Genomic DNA, 25,263 nt, shown 5'->3' on the forward strand with positions numbered 1-25,263 from the left:
CCTGATTGGGGGCCGACCTACCGTCCCGAATGAAGACGGCTATCCGGTCCGATGACAATCCGTTTGAAAACCCATTTCGGGGCGGATCATCCAAGCGAGGTCGGGGCCCGGAAAAGAAAAGCCCGGCACCATGCGGTGCCGGGCTCTTCACCAAACAAATAACTCCGAGATCAGGGCAGGAGCACCGTGTCGATCACATGGATGACACCGTTGGAAGTCTCAATGTCCGTCTTGATGACGTTGGCATCCCCCACCATGACCCCCGCGTCGGACACGACAATCGCAAGGGCCTTCCCGTTGACCGTCGGGGCCTCGCCCGTCGCGACATCGGCAGCCATGACCTTGGCCGGCACCACGTGGTAGGTCAGGATAGCGATCAGCTTGTCCTTGTTCTCTGGAAGCAGAAGCGAAGCGACGGTGCCTTCCGGAAGCTTGGCAAAGGCGTCGTCGGTGGGAGCGAATACCGTGAAGGGACCTTCGCTCTTGAGTGTATCGACGAGCCCGGCGGCTTGCACTGCGGCCACCAGGGTGGAGAATGATCCGGCCGAAACCGCCGTGTCGACGATGTCTGCCTTTCCATGATTCATGCCGAACGCCGTGCCGCCCATCGAGAGGGAAGTGACAAGTGCGAGTGAAGTGAGAAACCTGTTCATAACGTGTGTGTGTCTGCGGTTGATTTTGTGAATCGGGAATGTTTCCCGTCCCGAACCCTTGTTCGCCCGACCACCCGTTCCGGATGCATCATTGCCCCTGTCTGCAGGCGGCGGTCCACTTGAGGGTGGCTCCTGAAAAGCCCCGGGGCCGGAGATCGGATCGCCCGCCCTCAACCGTCCTGAAGCATTCCCTGATTGGGAGATTCAGCGAAGTGAAGGCGTTCCATCACCTCACCCAGGAGGTAGATCGAACCGGTCACCAACACGGTATCGCCGGGAGCCCCCACCGAGCAGTCTCCTGGGGAGGGAAAGAGCTGCGCCAGGTTCGATCGGTGAACGATTCCCGGGAATCCCTCCGGTACGAGCGTCTCCAGTTCGCCGAACCCGGTGGCCCGGGGTTGATGCGGCACGACCAGGAACAGTTCGGCGGCATACTCCGCGAGAACGGCAAGCAGAGCGACCGCCCGAGGACGGCCCAGGCATCCGACCACCACCTTCGGTTTGCACCCGTTCAGCGCCACCAGGTGGGCCAGATTGGCGGCCAGCCACGCGGCCGCATCCACATTGTGAGCCGCATCGAGGATGAGATGACGGCCTCCCACCTCCATCCGTTGCCAGCGCCCCGGCCAACTGACACCACCCAGCCCCGCTTTGAGCGCGGCCTCCGGGATTTCGAATCGATCCGTGAGTCGCCTGCAGATCAGGGTCGCTGTACCCGCGTTGATGCGCTGATAGTCACCCTCCAGGTTGGTCCTCGGATAATCGTCGATATGTTCGCCGAAGTGTTCGTCAACCGGGAACAGGGGCGATCCGCGTTCCAGACAGACCGACCGGATGACGTCCTCCGCTTCATCGGGAACCTGGCCGAGAACCAGCGGAATACCCGACTTGATGATCCCGGCTTTCTCCGCCGCAATTCGGGCGATGGTATCCCCCAGGATCTCGCAATGATCGAGGCCGATCGAGGTGATTGCGGTCACCGCCGGCCGGACGACATTGGTTGCATCGAGCCGGCCACCCAGGCCGACTTCGATCACTCCGACATCGACCCGCGCGCGGGCAAAGTGGAGAAAGGCCATCGCCGTCATGAACTCAAAAAAACTTGGATGATCCTCCGGGTCGATCCGGGCCATGGCCTCGGCCACGTGCTGCAATTCCCGCGTATAGGCCACGATTTCATTTTCATGGAGAATCTCCCGGTTGACCTGAATCCTCTCACCCTGCCGGACAAGATGCGGCGAGGTGAAGAGCCCGACTTTCAGACCGGTTTGCCGGAGGATGGAGTCAACCATTGCAGCAACCGATCCTTTGCCATTGGTGCCGGCAATATGCACCACCGGATACGCTCTTTCCGGATGCCCGAGCCGTTCGGACAATAGCCGCATCCGATCGATGCCGAACTTGGCACCATGGTGCTTGAGACTGAAGAGATAATCCCGGACTGCGGGGTAATCGATGAGATCGGGAGAACGATTCACAATCGCGGACGCTGGCGAAGGCGCCGATTCAGAGCAAGCCCGACCGATTGGACCGAGTCCGGCTACTTGCCCGCCATCACCGCACCCTTCGGGTCGAAACCGAAGAGCAGAAGCAGATCCCTGAGCCGTTCCCGCATTTCCGTTCGGGGAACAATCTGGTCAATCAGTCCATGCCTCAAGAGGAACTCCGAGCTCTGGAATCCGTCAGGAAGATCCTGTTGAGTCGTTTCCTTGATGACCCGGGGACCCGCGAACCCGATCAGGGCGCCGGGCTCCGCCAGGTTGACGTCGCCGAGCACGGCAAAACTGGCTGTCACGCCCCCGGTAGTCGGATTGGTCAACACGGAGAAGAACGGCAACCCGGCATCATCCAATCGGGCGAGGGCGGCACTCGTTTTGGCCATCTGCATCAGGCTGAGAATGCCTTCCTGCATCCGGGCACCGCCGGAAGCCGAGAAGATGACCAGCGGTATCTTGCGCTCAACGGCCCGTTCGATCGCCCGCGTGATCTTCTCACCCACGACCGATCCCATCGAACCGGCACTGAATCGGAAGTCCATGACCGCCAATGAAATAGGAATCTGATGGATCGCCCCCACCCCACAGACAACCCCCTCCGGAAGACCACTGCTCTTCTGGTATTTTTTCAGTCGCTCCGGATAGGGCACCGCATCGACGAACTCGAGAGGGTCCATCGGCAGCAAGCCGACGTCGAACTCCTCAAAGCTTCCCTCATCGAGCAGAAAACGGATCCGGTCCTCGGAAGTGATCGGGAAATGATAGCCACTACCCGGGACAACCTGTTGGTTGGCATCAAGTTCCTTTGCAAAGACGAGTTCTCCGGAGACCGGGCACTTCTTCCAGAGTCCCTCGGGAATGTCCCGCTTGCGAACAGTAACGGTTGAATACTTAGGTTTACTGAAAAGCGCCATGAAATGAATTCCGCTCAGATTGGATTCGAGAACCCGTTTCCACCAACTCTCACCACCCGACCCGCCCCCTCACCCATGGCCAATGGTGGCAACATCAAGCGCCCTCAGCCCGGAACGGCGAAGGACCAGTGCACAAGCGTTGAGGGTGGAACCGGTGGTGAAAACATCGTCGATGATGATGTGACGTTGATCGGTCAGTATCTGGGCATCCGCCGCCAAGGCAAAGGCATTTTTCAGGTTGGTCTGCCGCTCCCGGCGGGAGAATCGGGTCTGGGAAACCGTATCTTCCACTCGAATCAAAAGATCTGCCACCCGCGTGCCCTCTCCCACCGCCCGGGCGAGGGCGTGCGCCATGACCTCACTCTGGTTGTAGCCACGTTCCCTCCGTTTCCGGGGATGCAGGGGTACCGGCACCAGCACAGCCCCACGGAGAAAATCGGTGAAGCCCGGGCTTTCGATCGCGAGCCGGACCAGATCTCCCACCACGTATTCCGCCCGCTCATACTTGAAGGCGATGATCAGTGAGCGGACCGGGCCCTGGAAGAGAGCCGCGGTTCGGCCGGTTCCATAAACCGGGTCGAGGTGGAGACAATGCGGACAGGTCCTGGCCGATTCGACTGCCCCGAAAACCGGATAACCGCAGGTGTCGCATCGGGGTGCCACCGCATGGACAACCCGGCGACCACAGGTTTGGCAGAGGTGTCGAAAACTGTCCCCGTTCACCGCCCGGCCGCAATTGAGACAACTCCGGGGGAAGATCACATCCAGGAATCCGCCGACCCACTGTCCGCGTTTCCTCATATCAAGAATTACTTGGCACCTCCGGACGCAGTGGCCCCGAAGGTCCGGCCTCCCCGTCGCTTCGATAAAAGACCTTCTCAAGAAACAAACCGTGGGCCGGAGCGGTCTCGATCAGCGGAATGCGGTGACCGGAGGTCAGGACACGACTGACCTCCGCAACCGACAGGCGCCCCAAACCCACTTTCAGAAGGGTTCCAACCAGGCTGCGTGCCATATGATAGAGAAACCCGCTCGCCTCAACCGTGATCCGGATCCGACGCCCCCGGCGGGAGATCCGCAGGCACCGCAGATCTTTGACGGTATCCTCAATTTCATCACCATTGGACGCCCCAAACGGGGCGAAGTCGTGCCGGCCGATCAGGACAGCGGCGGCCGCCCTCATGAGGCCGAGATCCAGCGGCCCCGGCAAGGCGAGGCACCAGGCCGCTTCGTGAGGTTCGGCCCGCCCCAGGATGATCCGGTAATGATAGCGCTTCCCGGTCGCATCAAAACGGGCGTGAAATCCGTCCGCCACCTGCACGGTCGATTTCACCAGAACAGTCGGCGGCAGATGGGTGCCCAGGGCCCCGGTCAACCGCGTTCCTCCATGCCTCCACTCGCCGTCGAAATGGAATACCTGCCCCACGGCGTGAACCCCGGTATCCGTGCGCCCACTGCCATGGATGCGCACCGGACGCCGGAAAACCGATGCCAGGGCGTCTTCGATCGCATCCTGAACCGAAAGGGCATTGGCCTGACTCTGCCAGCCATGAAAGGCCCCTCCATCATAGGCACAGACACACTTCCAACGCATGATCCTTCAGCCTCCCTCCCCTTCGGGTGCCCACATTTCGAGACCCGTCCGTTGGTCGAGGAAATCCTGAAGGATGACGGCGGCCGCCATCGAATCGATCTTTCCCGAACGGCGAAGGGCGTCGTCGCGACCCTTCGGCAACGAGGTCCGCACCGTTTCCGTGGTCAATCGTTCATCCACCCGATGGACGGGCAGATCGAAACGGGCGGAAAGCTCGTCGATGAAGACATCGACCTCGCGCGCCTTGAAGCCGGCGGTCCCGTCCATGTTCAGCGGGTAACCGACAACCAGGTCGCTGATCCGGCGATCCTGAAGGATCTTTGCCAAACGGACAAATCCCTCGGCGCGATCGATCGCATCGAGCGCCGGCAGGGGCGTGGCCACGCCGATCTCGTCCCCGTAACTCAATCCGATCCGGCGTTCGCCATAGTCGATTCCGAGACAACGCATGACAAGTGTTAATGAACCCGAACCGGGAAATCAGAGCAGGTGACGATAGGCCGGATCCCGGCCCAGCCTGGTGACCAGATCCTTGATTCTCTGCGATTCCCCACGCGGACAGACCAGGGTGGCATCGGCTGTATGAATCACCACCAGATCGTCGCAACCGATCAGAGCAACGAGGTGACCCTCTCCGGAAACCACGATATTGCCCGTCCCACTCTCAATCATGACCTGCCCCCGCACCGCATTGCCGTCGCCGACGTTCTTCATATGGCGCGCCGCCGCCGGCCAGGACCCGACATCGTCCCATTCAAAACCCGCCGGAATCGTCACCACATTGTCCGCCTTCTCCATGATGGCAAAATCCACGGAAATCCGACGCAGACCCGGAAAGAATTCCCTGAGAACGGTCGCGAAATCCCCACCCGCCGCCAGGGCGGTCTCGATCGTCCGAAATCCTTCGCGCAGTTCCGGGGCGTGCCTTTCGAAGGCCTCTTCAATCGTGGAGACCTGCCAGACGAAGATGCCCCCATTCCAGAAATAGTCGCCGGAAGCCAGATAAGCCTTTGCCGTTTCCAGATCCGGCTTTTCCACGAAACGCCGGACCCGGTAGACACTCTGCTCCGCCGCGGTGGAGCAAGGCTCGCCCCGCTGGATATAACCATATCCGGTGGCCGGCTCCGTCGGGACAATCCCCAGGGTGACCAGCACCGGATCGGCTTCAGCGGCTTCAAAGGCTGCCTCGAGCGAGGTTCGAAAGGCGGCGCCATCGCGGATGACGTGATCCGCGGGCAGCATGGCCAGGGTGGCTGTCGCGCAACGGCTTCTGACCATGAGGGCCGCCAGACCGACAGCGGCCGCCGTATCTCGGCCTTCCGGTTCGGCCACGATATTCTCGGCCGGAAGATGCGGGCAAGCCTCCCTTACGGCGGCGATCTGCTCGCGATTGGTCAGGATGAGGACGTTTTCCAGCGGGACCAGCCCCGGCAAACGATTGATCGTCTGGACAAGCATCGGCTCTTCGCCGGCAATCGGGAGTAATTGCTTCGGCCGCCGAAGCCGGCTTTCCGGCCAGAAACGCTCTCCCTTCCCTCCGGCCATGACCACCACAAATCGATTCTTCATCCGCGTTACCATCTGTTCGCCGGCCGGACAGGTCAACGAGGAAGACCGGAGGCAAGGGACCGGTTGACGCACCCCGAAATCCCGGCTTCCTTTCATCCACTGCCCGTTCCCATGCCCGCCCGATCCGATTCCGACTCACCCGACTCTTCCGCTCCCGCCGCAAAGCTCTCGGCAGAGGAGACTGTCCGCTACAGTCGCCACCTCATGCTGCCGGAGATCGGTCTGGAGGGTCAAAGCCGATTGAAGCAGGCGAAGGTTCTGGTCGTGGGCGCCGGTGGTTTGGGGAGCCCTGCCGCCATATACCTGGCGGCAGCCGGCATAGGAACAATCGGACTGGCCGATTTCGACCAGGTCGAAGCCCATAATCTACAGCGCCAGATCCTTCATCGCGACCGGGATCTTGGTCGGGCCAAGACCGAATCCGGACGGGATGCCCTTGCCGAATGGAATCCGCACCTCGTCGTGCGACTGCATCCGGAGGGCGTGACTCCGGACAACGCCGTCGAGCTCTTCTCGGCCTACGACTTCATTCTCGATGGCAGCGACAATTTCCCGACCCGCTACCTGACCGCCGACGCCGCCCATCTCGCCCGGCGACCACTCGTCTACGGCAGCCTCTTCCGCTTCCAGGGCCAGGTCAGCGTTTTCGACACGGCGAGAGGCGGCCCCTGCTACCGATGCCTCTTCCCCGAAGCACCGACCGGGGAGGCCGTCCCCAACTGCGCGGAAGCCGGAGTCCTCGGCGCCCTGTGCGGAGTGATCGGCAGCCTTCAGGCCACCGAGACCATCAAGCGGATTCTGGACATCGGCCAGGGCCTGAGCGGCACCCTGCTCATTGTGGATGCCCTCGACCTGCATTTTCAAAAAATCCGCATCCGGAAGAATCCGGACTGTCCGCTTTGCTCGGTCTCGCCAGGCATCACCTCCCTGGCCTCCCACCGCAAACCACCACCCGACCCGCCCCCCATGAGCACGGACCTGCCGTTCGAAATGGACCCCGCCGAAGTCCACCTCCTGCTTCAGTCGGACCCCCTTTCCATGGTCCTCGATGTCCGTGAACCCTATGAACGGGCGATCTGCCGGATCGACGACTCCCTCGACCTGCCCATGGGGCAGATTCCCGGCTCACTGGATCAGATACCCGAGGATCGAACCCTCCTCGTTCTCTGTCACCACGGCCACCGCAGTGCAAGGGTCGTCCAGTTTCTGCGCGCCCGCGGCTACGAGAAGGTCGTCAATATCCGCGGCGGCATCGATGCGTGGTCACGGACCGTCGATCCGAAGATCCCCCGTTATTAGGACCAGGCCGCGGCAGGGCCCAACGGTCGGAAGGGCACACCCTTCAGTCCGTGTATTTCACGCCCGGATACGCGCTGAGGTAGTCTTCAAAAGCCCGCTTCAATCGCCTGGATACCGTGCCGGCTCCCGTGCGGTAGCCCTTCCCGCCGATCCCCGCAACCGGCACGATATCACGGGTGGTCGATGCGATGAAACATTCGTCAAAGGCCTCGATCTCCGTGCCCGGGATTCTCCGTTCAATCAGTTGGAGGCCCTCGGGGCGCTCGATCCGGTAAAGGAGCAATTGCCGCGTCACTCCGCCCAGGATACCGCTGGACAGGGGTGGCGTCACCACCCGGCTGCCCTTGACAAAAAACAGATTGGCGGTGGCGGCCTCGGTCACATCCCCGGCCTGATTGAACATGACGACATCATCGGCTCCCGCCTCCTTCGCCTCCCGCAGGCAAAGGAGATTGTTCATATAGTTTCCGGTCTTCGAAGAGGGATCCACCGCCGTCCGCAGATTGCGCTGAAAACGCCGGGCCGGATGCAGACGGAGTCCGCCTTCCAATTGGGCCGGGCTCAATTCGGTCAGCTTCTGCACATAAAGGAAATAGCGGGCCCGATCGGCCAAAGCGGAATCCAGACCGATCGGTCCGCTGCCGCGCGAGATCTGTAGGCGGATATAGCAGGCGCCCGACCATGAAGTCACCTGCCTGTAGGCCGCGATCGTCCGGGCGATTTCCCGGATCGCCGTTGATCGGTCCACCGGAAGGACGAGGCCGATCGCTCCGGCGGAACGCTCCAGACGTTCCCAATGCTCACCAAAGGCGAAGACGTGCTCGCCAAACGTCCGCCAGACTTCATAAACCGAATCTCCATAAAGAAAACCCCGATCCAGCGGGGAGATCGAGGGTTGGGAGGCATCGTGAAGCATCCCGTTTGAATTGGCCTGGATATAGGGCATCGATATTTCCATGAGGATGGTCGCTTCCCCGGAAAAAGGAAAGCCCGGCCGCATCGCAGCCGGGCTCTTTAATGGAGAATTCTGTCGACCTCAGCTCTTCTTGGTGAGACCGGCTGCTTTCTTGATGTTCTGAACGGTCGGAACGGAAACACCGAACTGAGCCGCCACCGCACCGCTGGTTGCCCCGCCCTTGACTGCCGCGATGACGCCATCGCGGATTTCCGGCGTGATCGTGGTCCGCTTGCGGCGCCCGCCCGCCTTCCTGGCAGCCTTCTTGGCAGGCGCCTTTTTCGCGGCCTTTGCCGGTGCTTTCTTGGCGGCCTTCGGAGCCTTCCTGCTCGACGACCTGGCGGCCGCTTTGCGCTTGGTTCGGGTCGCCTTCTTCGGAGCACCAAGACCCTGTAATTTCTTGATCAGATCAGAACGACTCTCGTATCCCAGCATCGAATGGAGATTCTCAAGCATTGATTGCCCGAGTGCTTCGAGTTTTGATTTCTGATGATCGATCTCTTTGAGAATTTCAGTTAACATAAGCTATAATTTATCAAAGCACATTCAATAAAGGCAATCCTATTTCGATCTGTCTTTTCCTATACAACCGTATCTGCGTCAGGCTCGCCCCGCTCCAGATCAATCGATCATCACACGGTCCAGAGAAACCGATCCGGGCTTCAGAATTCCAAGCGTCTCCAGTTGTTCAATCTGTGTCGCAAATCGATCACGTGATATCCGACCGACCGTGTCCATATCGCCTTCAGGCCCGGTGGCGAGTTTCTCCGAGAGAATCATCCCCCGGGAAAACTCAAGGTAGTCGGGGGTGACCTTCGGATTGATTTGCAGCATGATCGCATGGGCGGGTCCGGGATCCCCCGTCAGGTAGCTTCGATAACCCCTGATGTAGGCACGAAGGAATGCTTTGGTCGCTTCGGGATGATCACGGACAAAATCCCGATTGCCGATGATCACGGTATAGGCATCAAACCCCGCGTCCCATGCGTAGAGGAATTTCGGCGTGACCCCCTGCTGCTCGAGAAAGAACGGCTCCGCTATATAGAATCCCTGCTGGATAAACCCGGGGTCTGCGATGAACTGGGCGAGCCCGAAATTCTGCGGAATGACATTGAAATCGATCCGGTATTTCTGACGCAGGTAGGCCAGGAACGCCCATTCCGGCCGGGCCATGATCGTCTTTCCGTTCAACTCCTCAAAACTGGATATCGGATTGCTCTGATGGAGCATGAGAACCGAGGGATCGTGCTGAAAGACAGCGGCCACGTTGATGAGGGGAAGGCCTTGGGCCATTGCCAGCAGTGTGTTGGTGGAATCCGATTGGCCGAACTGCGCCTGCCCGGTCGCGATCTTCTGGTGAACAAAAGCGTTCGCCCCACCCTGGACCAGTCGGACATCCAGTCCCTCCTCGGTGAAATACCCCAGGGCTTCGGCCTGGTAAAAGCCGCCGTGCTCCGGTTCAGCCACCCAGTCCAACTGAACCACGATGGTGCCGGGGTCCGATCCCGTGACCGCCGATTCCGACCGATCACTGCGCGCGCAACCGAATGAGAGTAGCAGGAAGAACCCTGAGACAGCAGCTGAGACAAATCGATTCATACAGAATACCTACCCTGCCTCGGGAAAAGCACAAATCAATCCATCAGACTCCTAAAGGCGGATCCGAATGCAGGCGACCCCCTCTCCGTGCGCCGCGGCCGCACCGACCCGCGTTCCTCTATATCGTCATGGCCGCGTAGCCACCGTCCACCACGATCTCGGTTCCCGTGACAAAGGATCCCGCCCTGGAAGCCAGCAGAAGAGTCGCCCCGACCAGCTCGGAAGCCTCACCGAAACGTTTCATCGGCGTGTGTCCCATGATGCTGGACACCCGGTCCGGGGTGAGGACCTTGCGGTTCTGTTCTGCCGGAAAGAAACCCGGGACAATGGTGTTCACCCGGACTCCGGAGGGCGCCCATTCGCGGGCGAGGTTCTTTGAAAGATTATGGATGGCCGCCTTCGACATTGAATAGGTGAAGACCCGGGAGAGCGGGATCAGGCCCGACATGGAGCCGACATTGATGATCGAACCGGACTTCTGCCCGACCATGGTCTTCCCGAAAACCTGGCACGCGCCAAAGACCGCCTTCACGTTGATGTTCATGATCCGATCGAATTCCTCCTCCGAAATATCAAGGAACGGGGTCGGCGAATTCACCCCGGCTCCATTGACCAGAATGTCCACGCGGCCGTAGGCCTCCATGACCGAATCATGGAGCTTTTCCAGCCCGACGCGCTCGCTGATCTCCGCCGCGAGGAAGGAGGCTGAACCTCCGGCTGACTCGATGCGCTGCCTCCGGATCCGCGCCTTTTCTTCACTGCGGCCGACCAGGACGACATGGGCGCCCGCTCCGGCCAGGCCCTCCGCCATGGCCCCACATAGCTCGCCCGTTCCCCCGATAACCACGGCAACACTGTCATCCAGGCCAAAGATGTTCTTAAGATAGTTTTCGTTATTCATAGATAGAAAGAAGCTCCCTGAGAGATTGGATGCGGATCGCGCGGCCTCAGGCACCTCTCGGTGCCGGGCCGGTGGACCGCCTGATTACCAGGTTGGGTTTGATCCGGACCGGCTTGACCGCCGCGCCAAATCCCGAGTCCATCTGGTTCCTGAGCAGGTCGATTCCCGCCTGCATCAGCACTGTCACCCGTTGATCGATTGTCGTCAGGGACGGCGATACATGGGCGGACACTTCCAGGTTGTCGAATCCGACCATGGACAAATCTCGCGGAATCTCGATCCCCGATTCCTGCAGGCGGGCCATCGCCCCGATCGCAACCTGGTCGTTCAATGCCACCAGGGCGGTCGGTCGCGGGCTCAATCCTAGGACCCGATCCGCGAGGCGCCGGCCGTAGTCGTAGTCCATCGCGTCAACCGTTTCTTCGAGGATCGTCGTGAAGGCCGACGCCGGATCAAGCCCCTCCTCCACCGCCACCGAATCAATGCCCCGCCATCGGCTGGGACCATAGGCGATCGTCCGGTCGAGCCCGAGCAGGACCGGCCGGCGGTGGCCCAGTTGTCTGAGATGATGAAGAATCAAGCGCATGCCTTCGCCACGGTCCATCTCGACCGTCGGAAGAGGGACCGAGACGCCGGGATCGATGATCACGGTGGGGATGGCCCGATCCCGCAGGAAGTCGACCACTCCGCCCGTCCCGCTCCCCGCCGGTCCACCAACCAGCACGATTCCTTCCACACCGACCGACACAAAATGGGCCGCCACATCGCGCTCAAGCCCGGGATCCCGATCAGTCAACTCAATCAGCGAACGAAGACCCACGCGCCTCAAGGCGGTCTGGAGAACCGCGACTTTCTGGACGAAAATCGGGATGTCGAATCCCTGGAACGAGATCCCGATCAGACCGGTCCGGCCGCCACGCAGGCCCCGCGCCATCACACTGGGGACGAATCCCAGATCCTTCATCGCCTCCCGGACCCGGATCACCGTTTCCTCCCGCACGCCGGCATGACCGTTGAGCACCCGCGAAATCGTCCAACGGGAAAGCCCGAGGTGTCGCGCAAGCGCCGAGGTCGAAGAAATCGGCCGATCCGGCTTTCCGATTGACATACCTTCCCTTTACAAACACGTGTGTGATAAGCAACCCAATTCCCATGACACCCCAACCCTCACCTCTTGGTTTGACCAAATCCTTCGGCTTTGGCGACCGGCTCGGTCTGGCCACCCCCGGGCATCTTTCCGCTGTATCCAAGTCCGACTTTGCGCCGATTTTCGCGCAACAATCGATCCGCGAAATGGACCGGACCCAACGCACGCCAATCGAAGTCATGGACGCCGCCCGGACCGCTCTGGAACACGCCGGCTTCAAGGGCACCTGGGGTGCGGATGCGGACCACCTGAAGACGGAGGCGGACATCGACGTGACTGCGGCAGTGGGATTCTGCCTCTTCACCCTCGATCCCTCCGCCTACGTGGAGAACCGGGCGGACACAATGCCCGCCGACGAACTGGAGGCCCGAATCGCTTCTATGGTGGCCGACGGCGTGCTTCCCGAAAACTGGATGGAGGCCTACGTCAACCGTCCATTTGAGTTCGACCAGGGTGAACCGTTGGTTTTCTCGAGCGAGGAACTCAGCCGCGCCGCGGTGAAATACGGACGGGCCATTCATCACTGTGAACGTCTCAACCGCCATATCGAGTCGACCGTGCCCGGCAACCGGCAGGAAATCGAGGTCTCGGTCGACGAAACCGACTCCCCCACTTCGCCGCTCGAACACCTCTTCTTCGCGCTCGAACTGAGACGCAGGAAAGTCCGGGTGGTCAGCCTCGCTCCCCGCTTTGTCGGAGCCTTCGAGAAGGGAATCGACTATATCGGGGACCTCCGGGCATTTGAATCCGATCTCGAACGCCATGTCGCCATTGCCCGCGCCTACGGCCCCTACAAGATCAGCATCCACAGCGGATCGGACAAGTTCTCCATCTACCCGGTCATCGGCCGGGTCTGCGGCTCGTTGCTTCATGTCAAGACGGCCGGCACCAGCTATCTTGAAGCCCTGCGCGTCGTCTGCCGGACCGATCCCGCCCTCTTCGACTCGATTGCCGAATACAGCCGATCCCGATTCGATGCGGACAAGCACAGTTATCATATCTCCACCACCACCGGGCAGATTGACCGGCTCTTCACGGATGGAGGCGCTCGGGAAGACCGCTTTCTCGAGACGATCCCCGGGAGACAGCTGCTCCACGTGACTTTCGGTTCGGTCCTCACCGTCGGAAAATTGCCGTCCGGCCGGACCTTCCATGACGCCCTCCTCGAGAATCTCAACCGTGAGGCCGACCTCTACCGCGAGGTCCTCGATCATCATCTCGGCCGCCACCTCAGCGGGCTGAACCAGGGGTGAGGCCGGCGATCCTCCCGAAGGACGATCTGCAACTGTCCGCTTGACGGACGCGGAAGTCTGGTCGACGATCTTCCCTTTTCGTCAATCCGACAAACATTCGAAATCCACCATGGGACAAGCACACCGAGTCACCGCCAAACGCAAGCGCCGCAAGGCTTATTACAAGCGCAAGAAGGCCGAAGCCGGCACTTCTTCCAAAACCGGCAAGTAGGCTCCTCGCGGATTCGGACATCACTCAGAGTGGGTCTGGCCCGTTCTGATGACGTCCCGGCAGACAGGGACGAGTCAACTCTGCCAGCAGCTCCGCCGGTTATTCATCCTATGTGCCCCGTCCCGATCTGGCATTCTGGGGCAAATCGCGATCCAACGATCCTGAACAACTCCCATCTGCCCTGAATGGACTGGCTGGATTTTCCAGATCGCTTGTGGCTTTGGATGGCGGCAACCACCTATGCGGTGGCTTTCGGTCTGGCCGTCCGATCGATCTCCCGGTCGATGCGGCATTCGAGGGTCGCGCTCCTGGTCATTCTCGCGATCGGCTTCGTGCTCCAGACGATCGGTCTCTATCAGCGGGGAATCAGCAACGGCGGCTGCCCGCTGGGCAACAAGTTTGAGATCGTCCAATTCCTCGTCTGGTCCGCCACCGCCCTGTTCCTCGTCGTCGGACCGGCCTTCCGGTTGAGCCTCCTCGGCTTCTTCACCTCGGGGTTGGTCGCGCTCCTGGCAATCGTTTCACTCATCGTGCCCGGATGGGATTCACTCCAGAGAACCTCCCTTTTCAGCGACAACCCCTGGATCGAACTGCACGCCACGATCGGGATGTTCAGCTACGGCGCTTTCGGGTTGCTCGCGCTGACTTCGGTCATGTTCATCCTGCAGAACCAGAGCCTGAAGCAGAAACATTTCAGCGTGTTCTCCCGGCTGCTCCCCTCCATCGTGGAGCTCGACCAGATCAGTTTCCGCCTGTTGATCTTCGGGATCTGCCTGCTGACCCTCTCGCTCGGGATCGGCGAGGTTTTCCGGATGCGCGAACCCGAGTCCGTCACCGTGATCAAGTCAGCCGTGACCGCACTCGTCTGGCTCATCTACCTCGTCATTCTGGCCGTCCGGCGCTTCCGGCTGCTCAGCTCGAGTCAATTGGCCTGCGCCTGCATCGTAGCCTTCGGCCTTGCTCTCCTCACCCTCGGACCAGTCAGCCGCAGCGGCCAGTCTTCGGATCCAGCCGCCGTACTAGAAAAAGCGGAGCGATGAGCAATCGGAGCCAGTTAGTCCTGGTCGGGGTCAGTCATCGGACCGCATCGGTCGACCAGCGGGAACGAATCGCCATCGATCCCCAGGAACTCGAAAGATTCTATGATGGCCTTCTCGCCATCCCGGGCGTGCACGAGTCGTTCGCCCTGAGCACCTGCAACCGGCTCGAGATTTACGCCCGGATCGACCACGTTGAGGCCACCGGAAACATTGGCCGCTACATCTGCGAGTTCAACCGGATCGAACCCGGAGCCTTCGAGACCATGCGGATGAATTCCAGCGATCTGGAGGCCGCCATCCACCTCTTCGAAGTGGCCGCAGGAATCGACTCCCAGATCATCGGCGAGACCGAAATTCTCGGTCAGGTCAAGAATGCCTATTCCATCGCGACACGGAAAGGTGCCGCCGGCCCCGTCCTCAACCGCCTCGTTCAGAAGAGCTTCCAGGCGGCAAAGTGGATCCGCACCCACACCGCGATCGGCGAAGGTCAGATCAATGTCGCCACCGTTTCGGTCGATCTCGCGATCAAGATCTTCGGCCGTCTCGGCCAGACCCGGATACTCGTGGTCGGAACCGGAGAGATCGGCGAGAAGACCGCCAAAGCCCTCCAGAGCCGCGGGGCGGCCGACCTGACCGTGACCAGCCGTCGGCTGGAAACCGCCGAAGACCTGGCCAGGCGGGTTGGCGGACGCGCCGTCTCCCTCGAGGTTCTCGACAAGGGCCTGGCGGATTTCGACATCGTGATTTCTTCGACCTCGGCCCCGATGGCCATCCTGACCCGGGACAAGGTGGACCGGTCCATGGCAAAGCGAATCCATCGACCGCTCTTCCTCATCGACCTCGCCGTTCCGCGCGACATCGAGCCCGCCTGCGGGGAACTCAACAACGTCTACCTCTACAACGTCGACGACCTGGCCGCGATCGCCGAAGAGAATCTCTCCCAGAGGCGGGCCGAGGTCGGCCGCTGCCGGCCGATCCTGGCCGAACGCGCCGAGCGGGCCTGGGGGGCCATCGCGACCCGCATTCAGCCCAAGGTCGGGTCGTCCAACGGAGTCAAACCGACGCCAGGCGCCTGACCAGCCAGGAGGCGGCTCCACCCGTATCCGGTTTATGGAGTCGCCGGCGCAGCTCCGCCGCGCCCTCCCGCGTCCGCTCCCGTCGCAGGGGGTCCTCGAGCGCGGACCGGATCTCGCCGGCCAGAGCCGCCGGCCGGGCCGCCCCCTGCAGGAATTCCGGATAAACGGGAGACTCGAGGATGAGATTGGCGATCCCGAGAAAGGGCACCCGGATGACCCGCCGCGCAATCAGGTAAGTGACAAGGTTGGCCCGGTAGGCGATGGCCCCCGGAATACCCGCCAGGGCGCAGGCCAGGGACATGGTGCCTGAACTGGTCAGGACCGCGGCCCCGCCCACCACCGTCTCCTTCGGCACCAGGCGAATGGCGTCGTCCAGCCCCGGCCTCCGGCCGATCAAATCGTGCACAAGATCACGGATTCCGGGTCCGGGCGTGACCACGACCGCATCCCTTTCGCCCCCGTCGGCTCGATAACGCGCATAGGCGTCGAGCAGGACCGGGGCAATCCTCGATACCGCAGCCCGACGGCTGCCGGGAAGCAGCAGGATCGGCCCGGAAGGGTCATGGAAAAGGCATGACGAATAATCGTCCGCGAGAAAGGGATGGCCGACGAAATCCACCGGGAGCCGCGTATCGGCATAACAATCCACCTCGAACGGAAAGATCACCGCCAGGGCATCGAGATGGCGTGCCATCGTAAATCGACGCCCGGCTTTCCAGGCCCAGATTTGAGGGCTGATATAGTAGATGACCGAGACATTCCCCCCACCCTTTCGGCTGATACCCGACTCGAAGAGCGCCTTGGCCAGACGGAGATTGAAGCCCGGATAATCGACCAGGCAGACCACCCGGGGCCGGTGGGTCTCAATCCACCGCAACGTCTCCGCGAAGATACGCTTGAAGAAACCGTAATTGCGCAGCACTTCGGCCAGCCCGACGACCGACGATGCCGTCAGATCAAAGAGCAACTGGGCACCAGCCGACTGAAGCTCAGCCCCGCCCAGCGCCGCCGCTTTCAGATCCGGCTCCCGCTCCAGGGCGCCACGAAGCATCCGGGCCGCCTGCTGATCACCCGAATGCTCTCCGGCAATGATGAGCAGATCAACCGGCCCATTGACGGGCGGCAAAAAGGAAGCGGACACGGGAGCAGTGGATCCCATGTCCTCAGTGAAACCGGATTCAGCGACGCAATCGAGTCCGTTTTCGAACAGACCCGATCGACGTTCGGTCACTTCGGCGATGCGTCGTAGACTTCGACCAGGCAAACCCCGGTCAATCCGCCAACCCCGGCCACCTGAACCGTGTAAACTCCGGGGTTCAAGGTGATCAGAAGAGCCGCATCCTTGCTGGCCGGGTCGATTGCAAAAGCACCCACCATCTCCGCCGCCGCGGCAATCGCATCGGTCTGGTCGCCGGAGCCCCAATCGTCGTTCACCACCAATTCCTGGCCACTGGAGAAGAGGCGGATCATGGGGTCTTCGAGCACACCCTGAACCCCGAAGGTCCCGAGAGTCGGCCCGACAGCGCGGATCAGGACGGTCTTGGCCATGTCGCCTTCGACGACGAAGCCGGGAGTCAGCTTGTTGCTGCCCGTTCCAACGTAGGCTCGGGTCGAGATATTGCTCATCCGGTTGGAACCCGTGGTCCCGACGGTAAGCACCGCCGCTGCGGACACCGTTGAAGAGACGCCATCCGAGACAATCACCGTATAGGCGCCGGCATCCGACTCCTGGACTCCGCTCAGGTTGAGGATCGGATCAGTCGCAGCGGGCAGATCAACCCCATCCTTCTGCCATTGGTAGGTCAGCCCAGCCACCGATCCAGAATCGACCTGGAAGGTCGCCCCGCCGCCCGGAGCCACCGACTGAGAGACGGGCTGATGGACGATCTCGGGGCCCGTGGCGGCCTGGATTGTCAATGCAGCCGCATTGCTGGTCACCGATCCCGCGTCATTCGTCACCACAACCGTGTAGGAACCGGCATCGCCCGCCGTTACCTGCGCGATGGTGTAGGTGGCGTCCGTCGCTCCGGAAATCGTCTGGCCGTTTTTCTTCCACTGGTAGGTCGGCGCCGGATCCCCCGTCGCCACAACCGAGAAACTCGCACTTCCCCCTTCAGCCACCTGCTGCGCGGCCGGCTGGGTCGTGATGGCCGGCGCTGTGGAGGTGACCAGCAACGTCAGCTCGGCCGCACTGCTCGTCACAGTCGCCGTGGAGTTCTGCACCCGGACCGTGTAGGTGCCGACATCGTTGGCCGTCACCGGACCAATCGTCAGGGTCGATTGGGTCCTGCCCGAAATCGAAACCCCGTTCTTGCGCCCTGGGTAGGTCGGAGCGGGCGTGCCGGTCGCAGTCACCGAAAATGAGGCTGAGCCACCGACCGCCACTTGCTGTGAGGACGGCTGCGAGGTGATCGCGGCCGGAGCAGTCACCGTGAGGACCGCCGCGTCACTGGTGATGGATCCACTCGTGTTCGTCGCCACCACGGTGTAGCTCCCGGCATCAGAAAGTGAAACCGACCCGATTGAATAGATCTCGCTGGTGGCGCCCTGGATCGGCGTCCCGTTCTTGAGCCACTGCAGGGTTGGTGCCGGCGTTCCGGATGTCGTCACCCCGACGTTGAAGGTGCCGCCCACCGCGACCGATTTCGAGATGGGCTGTGTTGTGAATACGAGTGCGCCACTGCCCGTCACGCTGATCCGGACCACCGGCAGGGGGCCGAGCTTGCTGACATTCCAGGACTCTCCGGACTGGTTCGACTTTTCCCAGGCCTTGAAGGTGACATCCCAGGTGCCCGTCTGGGTCGGCGTGCCCGTGATGGATCCCGTTCCGGTGTTCAGCTTGAACGTGTCGCCCGATCCTGCAACCGCCCCGGGGATGGAAAGACCGGGAGGCAACGGCCCGTAAATCGTCCAGGAATGGGCTCCCCCACCCGAACTGGCCGAACCGGTGATGGAAAAGACCAGGCCGAACGGTTCATTGACCGTCGCGTTGACCGGGCTTGAAGGATTGCTGACAAAGGTAGTCGCCCCGGTGACCGTATCGACCGCGCCCAGGGTCGCGGCCACCACGACCGCAGAGCGCAGAATCTGCGGCACCCCCAAGGCGGCACCCGTCTCGGCTTCGACAAGAAACTTCAGCACCGGTGTCCGCTGCAGAAGCAGGAGAAGAATCGTCGACGCAGCCTGCAGGCGCGGCGACCGGATTCGGCAGAACAGATTTGTGGTCAGTGTATTCATGATGGATTGCTCGATCAGGTTCGGCTCTGTCAGTTGCAGCCGCAGCCGCCGCCGCCCACGCCCCGGCCTCCGGAAGAAGCCTCGCGGGAGAAGTACATGTGTTCATTCATATTGACATGAAGAGGGTCGCGGTCGGGCCGCATCGTGTAGTCCGCCAGAGCGCCGCGCTCCCAGGGGTGGACGGTCGTGCATCCGGAAAACAACGACAGCCCGAGCAGGGCGGCCAGGATGGCAAAGATGGATTTCGCCTTCATTCCGAAGCCTCCGGTTTCTGGGAAAGCAGCTTCTCGATTCCGGCCACGTATTCGTCGTGGGTTTGGTCCCCATGGTAGCCGGCATGCACCTCCCGGATGATTCCATCGCGCCCGACCAGGAATGACGACGGCATCGTGGCCACTCCGGCCTCTGCCACCAGCTTCTGCGCCGAATCCCGCACAATGGAGAACTCCGGCTTCATCCGCTCGACAAAGCGCTCATAGGCCTTGAGATCGGTGTCCACATTGACCGCGAGCACGACCAGCCCGCGATCCGCATAGGTCACCTGAAGCTCGCTGAGGGCGGGGAAGGACGCCTTGCACGGGGCGCACCACGAAGCCCAGAAATCAACCAGGACCACCTTTCCCGCCAGATCCGGCAGGTCACCGGTCAGCGCGTAGGCGGACAGGTCGGGAAGTGGGTCCCCTTCCGACCAGGCGGCCGCTCGGCCACCGAGTGGAGAGAGAAGCCCGACCAGAAGTGGGATGAGGATCCGCAGTCTTTTGTGATTCATCATTGGTAAAGTCCCGTGTCCAGATCTAGAAGTGCGCTGACGCCCCGACCGTGATGACGGTGGCTTTGGGATAGGCGGAAGCGGAGGTCACACCATCCCGTCCGCTCATTTCGTAACGTTCGACCGCTCCGTCGAGACGAAGCCAGTCATTGACCTCGAAGACCGCCTTGAGTCCGTAGGTCCAGGCATCGAATTCCGAGATCCGGTAGTCGGCGGAATAGTGGGGGGCGAGGCCCGAGGGGATCTCCTGCGGATCGATGTCCGTGCCATCGAGTGTCACGTAATAGAAATCCGCAGCCGACTGACGATACCAGCGCAGGATCGGCCGCAGGATGAACGAACCGCCGAATTTCTGGAACCATTCGACCTGGAAGGTATGGCTGCCGATCCCGTGATTGTCGCGGAAGTAGCGATAGGAACCGTCGATCGAGGCATTGAGATTCTCGAGGTGACGGGTCAGACCGAAATAGGAGATGAACTTGGTCCGGTGGGTCGGGCGGTTTTCGGGAAAGGTCAGGGGAAGACTCAACCCCGGAAGAAGCTCAATGTTCTTTTCGACCAGCTTGTAGGGATCGTTGATGAAGCCGCTGATGTCCCCGTAGCTCAGGTTGAAGGTGAAGACCGTGTTCTTGTCGATCAGCTGGGTGACGCCGGCAAAGAAATCGTGCGTCTTCTTCTTCTGCCAGTCCTCAAGATAGAGAGCCCGGATGGAATCGTCGGTGTAGGCATAGCCGAACTGCAGGGTCGTGTTCTTCTGGTTGAGGTCCCTTGCCAGGGAAACACTCACCCCGTTTGAATCGTAATCACTCTCCGTGCTGTAGGCATACTGGAGAGTGACGTTCTGCGGCCCGAACTGATTCGAGGCATCGATGATGATCGCCTTCCGCTCATCCTCCAGCTCGGAGAGCGGCACCTGGTCGCTCCCCTCAGGGGCCGGCTGACCGGTCGGGCTCGCACCGGAAATGGAATCGATCAGTCCCTCGACCTTGAGCCGGAAAGCGTCACCGATCGTCTTGTCGCCCATCAGGTAATGGGACCGGATCAGGATTCGATCGGCATCTTCCTGATAGTTCTGGAACTTGTAGCTGACCGAATCTTCACTCCGAACGACCCGGGGTTGGAGAAGGCTGAGCAGCAGGGCAAGCGATACCACCCTTCCCGGGTGCTGCCGGAATCTGCCGACGGAGACTGTAAGGTTCTTCAGGCGCATGGGGAGGAAATCCGAGCTCTTTCGGAGGATAACACGAAGCCCTGCCGGATGAACTGAGGCAGACACCTTATTCGATCCAGGGCTCCTCCCGCGACCACGGCCCCCTTAGGGGAGGCGGACCGGGGATTACGGACGATCGGCATCCGTATGGTTGCGGATGGCTGGTGGGTGAGTGTCTTCATCGGGCTTTGCTCCGGTCCATCTGGTCCACACCGTATGCTCCCTCAACGGCCGGATCTGGTGACATGAACGGTAGTAACGACCGATATCCCCGGCCCTCAAATGCATCTTGGTAACAAATCAGTCAGGGACCATGAACCCGCTGATGTCCGGAGGTTTCCCGCCGACCCGCTGATCGCGCGGCATTCCGGGTCCTTCAACCGACCGGGGATGTTTCGCTCCGGAAACGGGCCGACCCCGTCGTCGCGTTCAATTAGTATCCATTTATTGGATACTCAACCCGTCGGGACGACGTATTGGAAAAACCCGCGGGTCTCGTCCGTTTCCTTCTCCGAGATCAGGCAACCGTCAGCCCCCAGCGTCGATTCGATATGGGCCTTGCCCTCAACCGGTCCCAGGATGAACGCGGTCGTTGAGAGGATGCCGCTCTGCAGGCAACTGTCCGAGACCACGGTGACACTGCGGACGCCGTTTGAGACCGGGTAGCCGGTTCGGGGGTCGATGATGTGGCCGTAACGCTTTCCGTCACGGACAAACACGCGAATGTAGTCGCCGCTCGTCGCAATGCCGCGACCGGTGATGCCAAGGCTGCTCCAGCACTGACCCGGCCTGAAAGGATCTTCCAGGCCGATATGCCAGCAGGGCAATCCGGGCGGCGCACCCGCCACCCGGACATCGTGTCCGAAATCGACCAGTACATCCGACAGTCCGTGGGCCTCGGCGATGCCGGCCACCTGATCGACCGCATACTCCTTGCCGAAACCGCCGAAGTCGATGGCCATTCCCGGTTCCGGAAGAAAGATCCGGTCGGCTTCCCGCTGCACCCGCAGCCACCCGACGCGGGACATCGCGGCCGCCACCGCCTCATCGGAAGGGATCTCGGGCTCGGGCTGACCCAGGCTCCGGTACCAGAGGCGGATGATCGGCAACGCGGTCGGATCGAAAACACCCCCGGTGGTCAAATAGAGCTGATCGCAAAGCTGGAGCAGGGCCGCCGTTTCCTCATCAATCGTGACCCATCCCCGCCCGGCAGCCGCATTGATCCGGCTGATCAGGCTGTCTTCGCGAAACCGGGAATAACGGGCCTCGAACCGCCCCACCCAATCGACGACCGCCTGACCGAACGACCGCGCCTGTGCCTCCGATCCGGCCACGAACTGGATCATGCAGTTCGTCCCCATCGCCTTGAAATCGATCCGGGTGACCCCCGCCCTCGGCGTTGTCGCCATCCGGAGCGGTCGGTCCGTGTTGGTCTGCCCCCTGTTCGTCATGGGAATCCGGCCGGGTCAGCGGCGCGCCGAACGAATCTGGCCGGTGATGGCGAGCGCAAGCTCGAGCGCGTTGCGTCCGAGGGTGGCCCCGACCTTGGGTTCGCGCGCCTCGAGGACGCTCTCGGTGAAAGAAGCCAGCTCGAGCAGGAGCGGTTCACCCTTCTCGATCGGAATCTCCTCCTGGTTCAGGATCTGACCGCTCTTCTTCACGAGGTGACCGGCCTGGTTCATGAAGTCCAGTGAGAGGTAGGCCGAATCCTGGAAAACCCGTATCTCCCGCAGCTTCTTCTGGCTGACCCGGCTGGCGTTCAGATTGGCCACACAGCCATTCTCAAAGGTGATCCGCGCATTGGCGATATCCTCGGTCGGCGACAGGACCGAGACACCGACGCTCTCGACGCGGACCACCGGCGACCGCACCAGCTGCAGGACGATCCCGATGTCGTGTATCATCAAATCCAGGACAACTCCGACCTCGGTTCCACGCGGCTGAAACGGCGCCAGCCGCTCCGTCGTGATGAAGCGGGGACGGTCGACCTCCTTTTCGAGGTAACTCATGACCGGATTGAAGTGCTCGATGTGTCCCACCTGGACAAGCACGCCCGCCTCGCGGGCCGCCTGGACGATCGCCTCGGCCTCGGCGGCCGAGGAGCAGAGCGGTTTTTCGATCAGCAGATGGCAGGAGGCCGCCAGGAGCGGAAGCGCCACCTCGCAGTGGCGATCGGTCGGAACGACCACGCTGATCGCCTCGCAGGCCTGCCCGAGCGCTTCCAATGAATCGAACCGCCGGCAACCATACTCCCGGCAAACCTCGTTTGCCCGCCCGTCGTCCGGTTCAAAAACCCCGACCAGTTCGACCTGCTCAAGGGCATGATAGATCCGGGCATGGTGCCGTCCCAGGTAGCCGACTCCGGCAACCCCGCACTTCAATCGATAATCCGAACTCATGGAGAATCCTCCGTCTTCTGAAGCCGTCCCGCGTGGAGCGTCAGCCGGCGATCGGTCAGGGCGGCATGCTCACGGTTATGGGTCACCAGAACCAGGCTGACCCCTTCCTCGCGGCAGAGCCGCAGCAGCACATCGATCACCCGGTTGCCGGTCGCCTCGTCGAGATTCCCGGTCGGCTCGTCGGCGAAGATCACCTTGGGCTGATTGAGCAGGGCGCGGGCCAGGGCGACCCGCTGCCGCTCCCCGCCCGAGAGATGGGCCGGCAGGTGGGTCAGGCGCGGTGTCAATCCCACCCGGTCCAGAAGGAGCCGGGCCCGGTCGCGGGCGCCGGCATCAAGCCGGCCGATCAATCGCCGGCTGATCAGGACGTTCTCCAGGGCGTTGAGCTCCGGGATCAGATAAAACGCCTGGAAGACCAGCCCGATGAATGCCCCCCGGATCCGGGCCATGGCATTGGCCCCGAGTGCGAGAGCCGGTCGACCGTCCCAGAAAAGAGTTCCGGCATCGGGCGCTTCGAGGCCTGCGAGAAGGTTGAGCAGGGTCGTCTTCCCGCTGCCCGACTCACCGCGGATGCTCACGCTCTCCCCCCGGGCAAGCATGAAATCGACCCCGTCGAGCACCTCGATCGTCCGCTCGCCGCTGGGGAAGGCTTTCTTCAAACCCGTGCAACTCAGAATGCAGTCGTCGCTCATCATTCGGCGCGGAGGGCTTCGGCCGGCCGCAAACGCGCGGCCCGCCAGGCCGGGATGATCCCGGCCAGGGTGGAGATGACAATCGAGGCGATCGCAATGATGACCATGTCACTACGATCCGAATATGCTGGCAGGTTGGAAAACTGATAGAAGCGCTGCAGGGCGGCTTCGCTCTGCGTCAGCCGCGCGAAACCGTGAATGACGTCGTTGCGGAAATGGAGGGCGAGAAAGCCCACCCCGAAGCCGATCAGGGTCCCGGCCAGTCCGATGACCAGTCCCTGCAGGCAGAAACAGGCCGCCACCTGCCAGCGCCGGCCGCCAAGGGCTCCGTAGAGTCCGATCTCCCGGGTCTTCCGCACCACGGTGATGAGAAGCGAACTGGTGATGGCGAATGCCGATACGAGCACGACGAAAAGCAGGAGAAAGAACAGGATGTTCTTTTCCAGTTGGATGACGAAGAGGAAATCGCGGTTGGTGTCGATCCAGGAGACCGCCCGGTAGCCCCAGTCGAGTCGCTTGTTGATCGCCGGAACCGCCTCATCCACGTCGATCCCTTCGGCCAGTTTGACCTTGAGCCCGTGAATGCCCTCGTCGAGACCGTAAAGATCCTGCATGAGGTGGAGCGACCCGATGATAGTGTTGCCGTCGATCTGATTCCACCCCGTCTCGTAGATTCCGACCACCCGGACCGCCCGAGGGAGCAGGATCTCGTCGCGTTTCAGCCGCTCCATCAGAAGCGGGGAATAGAGCTCGACCTCCGCCCCGACCCCGACCCGCAGTCCCATGGCCAGTTCGGAACTGAGCAGAACGGAATCGTCATCCAGATCGTCGAGGCTGCCGCTGCGCAGGAACTTGGAAAGCGGCACCACCCGCGGTTCCCGTTCCGGATCGATCCCCTGGAAAATGGGGAACCGCGGCTGATTCTGAAACTCAACCATGATCGGTCCCGAAGCAAAGGGAGCGACCGCGACGACCTCGGGAAAGGCCTCCACTTCGGCCATCAGCCTTTCCGGCCGGTATTCAATTTGTCCCGACTGCACGAGCACATCGCCCTGGGTCTCGACGATCTTGGTCCGGATCTCCCGCCCGAATCCGTTCATGACACTGAGGACGATGACGAGCAGGGCCACCCCGAGAACGACTCCCGTGACCGAGACAAAAGTGAAGAAGGGAAACCTCCGGCCCGAGGGGAAGAGTTGCTTGAGCGCGATGTAGAGGTACCAGGGCACGGTGCCGTTTCTTCAGGAGG

General features: G+C 61.6%; 25 protein-coding genes. 4 read left to right on the forward strand and 21 right to left on the reverse strand.

Annotated features, from left to right (window positions below):
* Positions 1-170: 170 nt before the first annotated feature.
* The 7 genes from R3F07_07720 to R3F07_07750 form a co-directional block, all read right to left on the reverse strand.
* Positions 171-653 carry a fasciclin domain-containing protein gene (locus R3F07_07720; protein MEZ5276250.1) on the reverse strand — a complete coding sequence of 161 codons (483 nt, stop codon included), beginning with the start codon at positions 651-653 and terminating at the stop codon, positions 171-173.
* Between the two features lie 170 nt (positions 654-823).
* Positions 824-2,131, reverse strand: a complete 1,308-nt coding sequence (locus R3F07_07725) for a folylpolyglutamate synthase/dihydrofolate synthase family protein (GenBank protein ID MEZ5276251.1) — start codon at positions 2,129-2,131, stop codon at positions 824-826.
* 62 nt (positions 2,132-2,193) lie between these two features.
* Positions 2,194-3,063, reverse strand: coding sequence for an acetyl-CoA carboxylase, carboxyltransferase subunit beta (gene accD / locus R3F07_07730; protein MEZ5276252.1), 870 nt, complete (start codon positions 3,061-3,063; stop codon positions 2,194-2,196).
* A gap of 69 nt (positions 3,064-3,132) precedes the next feature.
* Entirely contained in the window at positions 3,133-3,864 is a 732-nt protein-coding gene (locus R3F07_07735; GenBank protein MEZ5276253.1) for a ComF family protein, read from the reverse strand.
* Position 3,865: 1 nt separating this feature from the next.
* Positions 3,866-4,657 (reverse strand): tRNA pseudouridine(38-40) synthase TruA, encoded by a 792-nt coding sequence (truA, locus tag R3F07_07740; protein MEZ5276254.1) that lies wholly within the window; start codon positions 4,655-4,657, stop codon positions 3,866-3,868.
* A 6-nt stretch (positions 4,658-4,663) separates the two neighbouring features.
* Entirely contained in the window at positions 4,664-5,107 is a 444-nt protein-coding gene (ruvX, locus tag R3F07_07745; protein MEZ5276255.1) for a Holliday junction resolvase RuvX, read from the reverse strand.
* 30 nt (positions 5,108-5,137) lie between these two features.
* Complete coding sequence (locus R3F07_07750) at positions 5,138-6,226, reverse strand: sugar phosphate nucleotidyltransferase (protein ID MEZ5276256.1); 1,089 nt, start codon at positions 6,224-6,226, stop codon at positions 5,138-5,140.
* A gap of 111 nt (positions 6,227-6,337) precedes the next feature.
* Here R3F07_07750 and moeB point away from each other — a divergent pair, with 111 nt between their 5' ends.
* Positions 6,338-7,525, forward strand: a complete 1,188-nt coding sequence (gene moeB / locus R3F07_07755) for a molybdopterin-synthase adenylyltransferase MoeB (protein MEZ5276257.1) — start codon at positions 6,338-6,340, stop codon at positions 7,523-7,525.
* 43 nt (positions 7,526-7,568) lie between these two features.
* Here moeB and R3F07_07760 read toward each other — a convergent pair whose 3' ends face one another.
* The 5 genes from R3F07_07760 to R3F07_07780 all read right to left on the reverse strand — a co-directional run bounded on the left by R3F07_07760 (position 7,569) and on the right by R3F07_07780 (position 12,088).
* Positions 7,569-8,483, reverse strand: a complete 915-nt coding sequence (locus tag R3F07_07760) for an aminotransferase class IV (protein ID MEZ5276258.1) — start codon at positions 8,481-8,483, stop codon at positions 7,569-7,571.
* 78 nt (positions 8,484-8,561) lie between these two features.
* Positions 8,562-9,002, reverse strand: a complete 441-nt coding sequence (locus R3F07_07765) for a hypothetical protein (GenBank protein ID MEZ5276259.1) — start codon at positions 9,000-9,002, stop codon at positions 8,562-8,564.
* 99 nt (positions 9,003-9,101) lie between these two features.
* Positions 9,102-10,079 carry an ABC transporter substrate-binding protein gene (locus R3F07_07770; GenBank protein MEZ5276260.1) on the reverse strand — a complete coding sequence of 326 codons (978 nt, stop codon included), beginning with the start codon at positions 10,077-10,079 and terminating at the stop codon, positions 9,102-9,104.
* A gap of 118 nt (positions 10,080-10,197) precedes the next feature.
* Positions 10,198-10,980, reverse strand: a complete 783-nt coding sequence (locus tag R3F07_07775; protein MEZ5276261.1) for an SDR family oxidoreductase — start codon at positions 10,978-10,980, stop codon at positions 10,198-10,200.
* A 46-nt stretch (positions 10,981-11,026) separates the two neighbouring features.
* Positions 11,027-12,088, reverse strand: coding sequence for a LacI family DNA-binding transcriptional regulator (locus tag R3F07_07780; GenBank protein ID MEZ5276262.1), 1,062 nt, complete (start codon positions 12,086-12,088; stop codon positions 11,027-11,029).
* A 23-nt stretch (positions 12,089-12,111) separates the two neighbouring features.
* On the opposite strand from R3F07_07780, the gene R3F07_07785 reads away from it, so the two are divergent.
* The 3 genes from R3F07_07785 to hemA all read left to right on the forward strand — a co-directional run bounded on the left by R3F07_07785 (position 12,112) and on the right by hemA (position 15,707).
* Entirely contained in the window at positions 12,112-13,380 is a 1,269-nt protein-coding gene (locus tag R3F07_07785) for a tagaturonate epimerase family protein (GenBank protein MEZ5276263.1), read from the forward strand.
* A 435-nt stretch (positions 13,381-13,815) separates the two neighbouring features.
* Positions 13,816-14,631 (forward strand): cytochrome c biogenesis protein CcsA, encoded by an 816-nt coding sequence (ccsA, locus tag R3F07_07790; protein ID MEZ5276264.1) that lies wholly within the window; start codon positions 13,816-13,818, stop codon positions 14,629-14,631.
* Entirely contained in the window at positions 14,628-15,707 is a 1,080-nt protein-coding gene (gene hemA, locus R3F07_07795) for a glutamyl-tRNA reductase (GenBank protein MEZ5276265.1), read from the forward strand. The genes ccsA and hemA overlap by 4 nt, the downstream gene beginning before the upstream one ends.
* Here hemA and R3F07_07800 read toward each other — a convergent pair.
* The 9 genes from R3F07_07800 to R3F07_07840 form a co-directional block, all read right to left on the reverse strand.
* Positions 15,685-16,848: a lipid-A-disaccharide synthase gene (locus tag R3F07_07800; protein ID MEZ5276266.1), complete on the reverse strand. Its 1,164-nt coding sequence runs from the start codon at positions 16,846-16,848 to the stop codon at positions 15,685-15,687. The two genes, hemA and R3F07_07800, sit on opposite strands and share 23 nt — an antisense overlap.
* A gap of 86 nt (positions 16,849-16,934) precedes the next feature.
* Positions 16,935-18,944 (reverse strand): immunoglobulin domain-containing protein, encoded by a 2,010-nt coding sequence (locus R3F07_07805; GenBank protein ID MEZ5276267.1) that lies wholly within the window; start codon positions 18,942-18,944, stop codon positions 16,935-16,937.
* Between the two features lie 29 nt (positions 18,945-18,973).
* Positions 18,974-19,198 (reverse strand): DUF4266 domain-containing protein, encoded by a 225-nt coding sequence (locus R3F07_07810; protein MEZ5276268.1) that lies wholly within the window; start codon positions 19,196-19,198, stop codon positions 18,974-18,976.
* Positions 19,195-19,716: a TlpA disulfide reductase family protein gene (locus R3F07_07815; protein MEZ5276269.1), complete on the reverse strand. Its 522-nt coding sequence runs from the start codon at positions 19,714-19,716 to the stop codon at positions 19,195-19,197. The genes R3F07_07810 and R3F07_07815 overlap by 4 nt, the downstream gene beginning before the upstream one ends.
* A gap of 22 nt (positions 19,717-19,738) precedes the next feature.
* Complete coding sequence (locus R3F07_07820) at positions 19,739-20,923, reverse strand: DUF3570 domain-containing protein (protein MEZ5276270.1); 1,185 nt, start codon at positions 20,921-20,923, stop codon at positions 19,739-19,741.
* 455 nt (positions 20,924-21,378) lie between these two features.
* Entirely contained in the window at positions 21,379-22,374 is a 996-nt protein-coding gene (locus R3F07_07825; protein MEZ5276271.1) for an FAD:protein FMN transferase, read from the reverse strand.
* Between the two features lie 15 nt (positions 22,375-22,389).
* Positions 22,390-23,322, reverse strand: a complete 933-nt coding sequence (locus tag R3F07_07830; GenBank protein ID MEZ5276272.1) for a Gfo/Idh/MocA family oxidoreductase — start codon at positions 23,320-23,322, stop codon at positions 22,390-22,392.
* Positions 23,319-24,017 carry an ABC transporter ATP-binding protein gene (locus R3F07_07835; protein MEZ5276273.1) on the reverse strand — a complete coding sequence of 233 codons (699 nt, stop codon included), beginning with the start codon at positions 24,015-24,017 and terminating at the stop codon, positions 23,319-23,321. Before R3F07_07835 ends, R3F07_07830 begins: the two co-directional genes overlap by 4 nt.
* Positions 24,014-25,243, reverse strand: coding sequence for an FtsX-like permease family protein (locus R3F07_07840; GenBank protein MEZ5276274.1), 1,230 nt, complete (start codon positions 25,241-25,243; stop codon positions 24,014-24,016). Before R3F07_07840 ends, R3F07_07835 begins: the two co-directional genes overlap by 4 nt.
* Positions 25,244-25,263: the final 20 nt, after the last annotated feature.

This window comes from Opitutaceae bacterium, from assembly GCA_041395105.1.
Taxonomy (GTDB): Bacteria; Verrucomicrobiota; Verrucomicrobiia; order Opitutales; family Opitutaceae; genus B12-G4.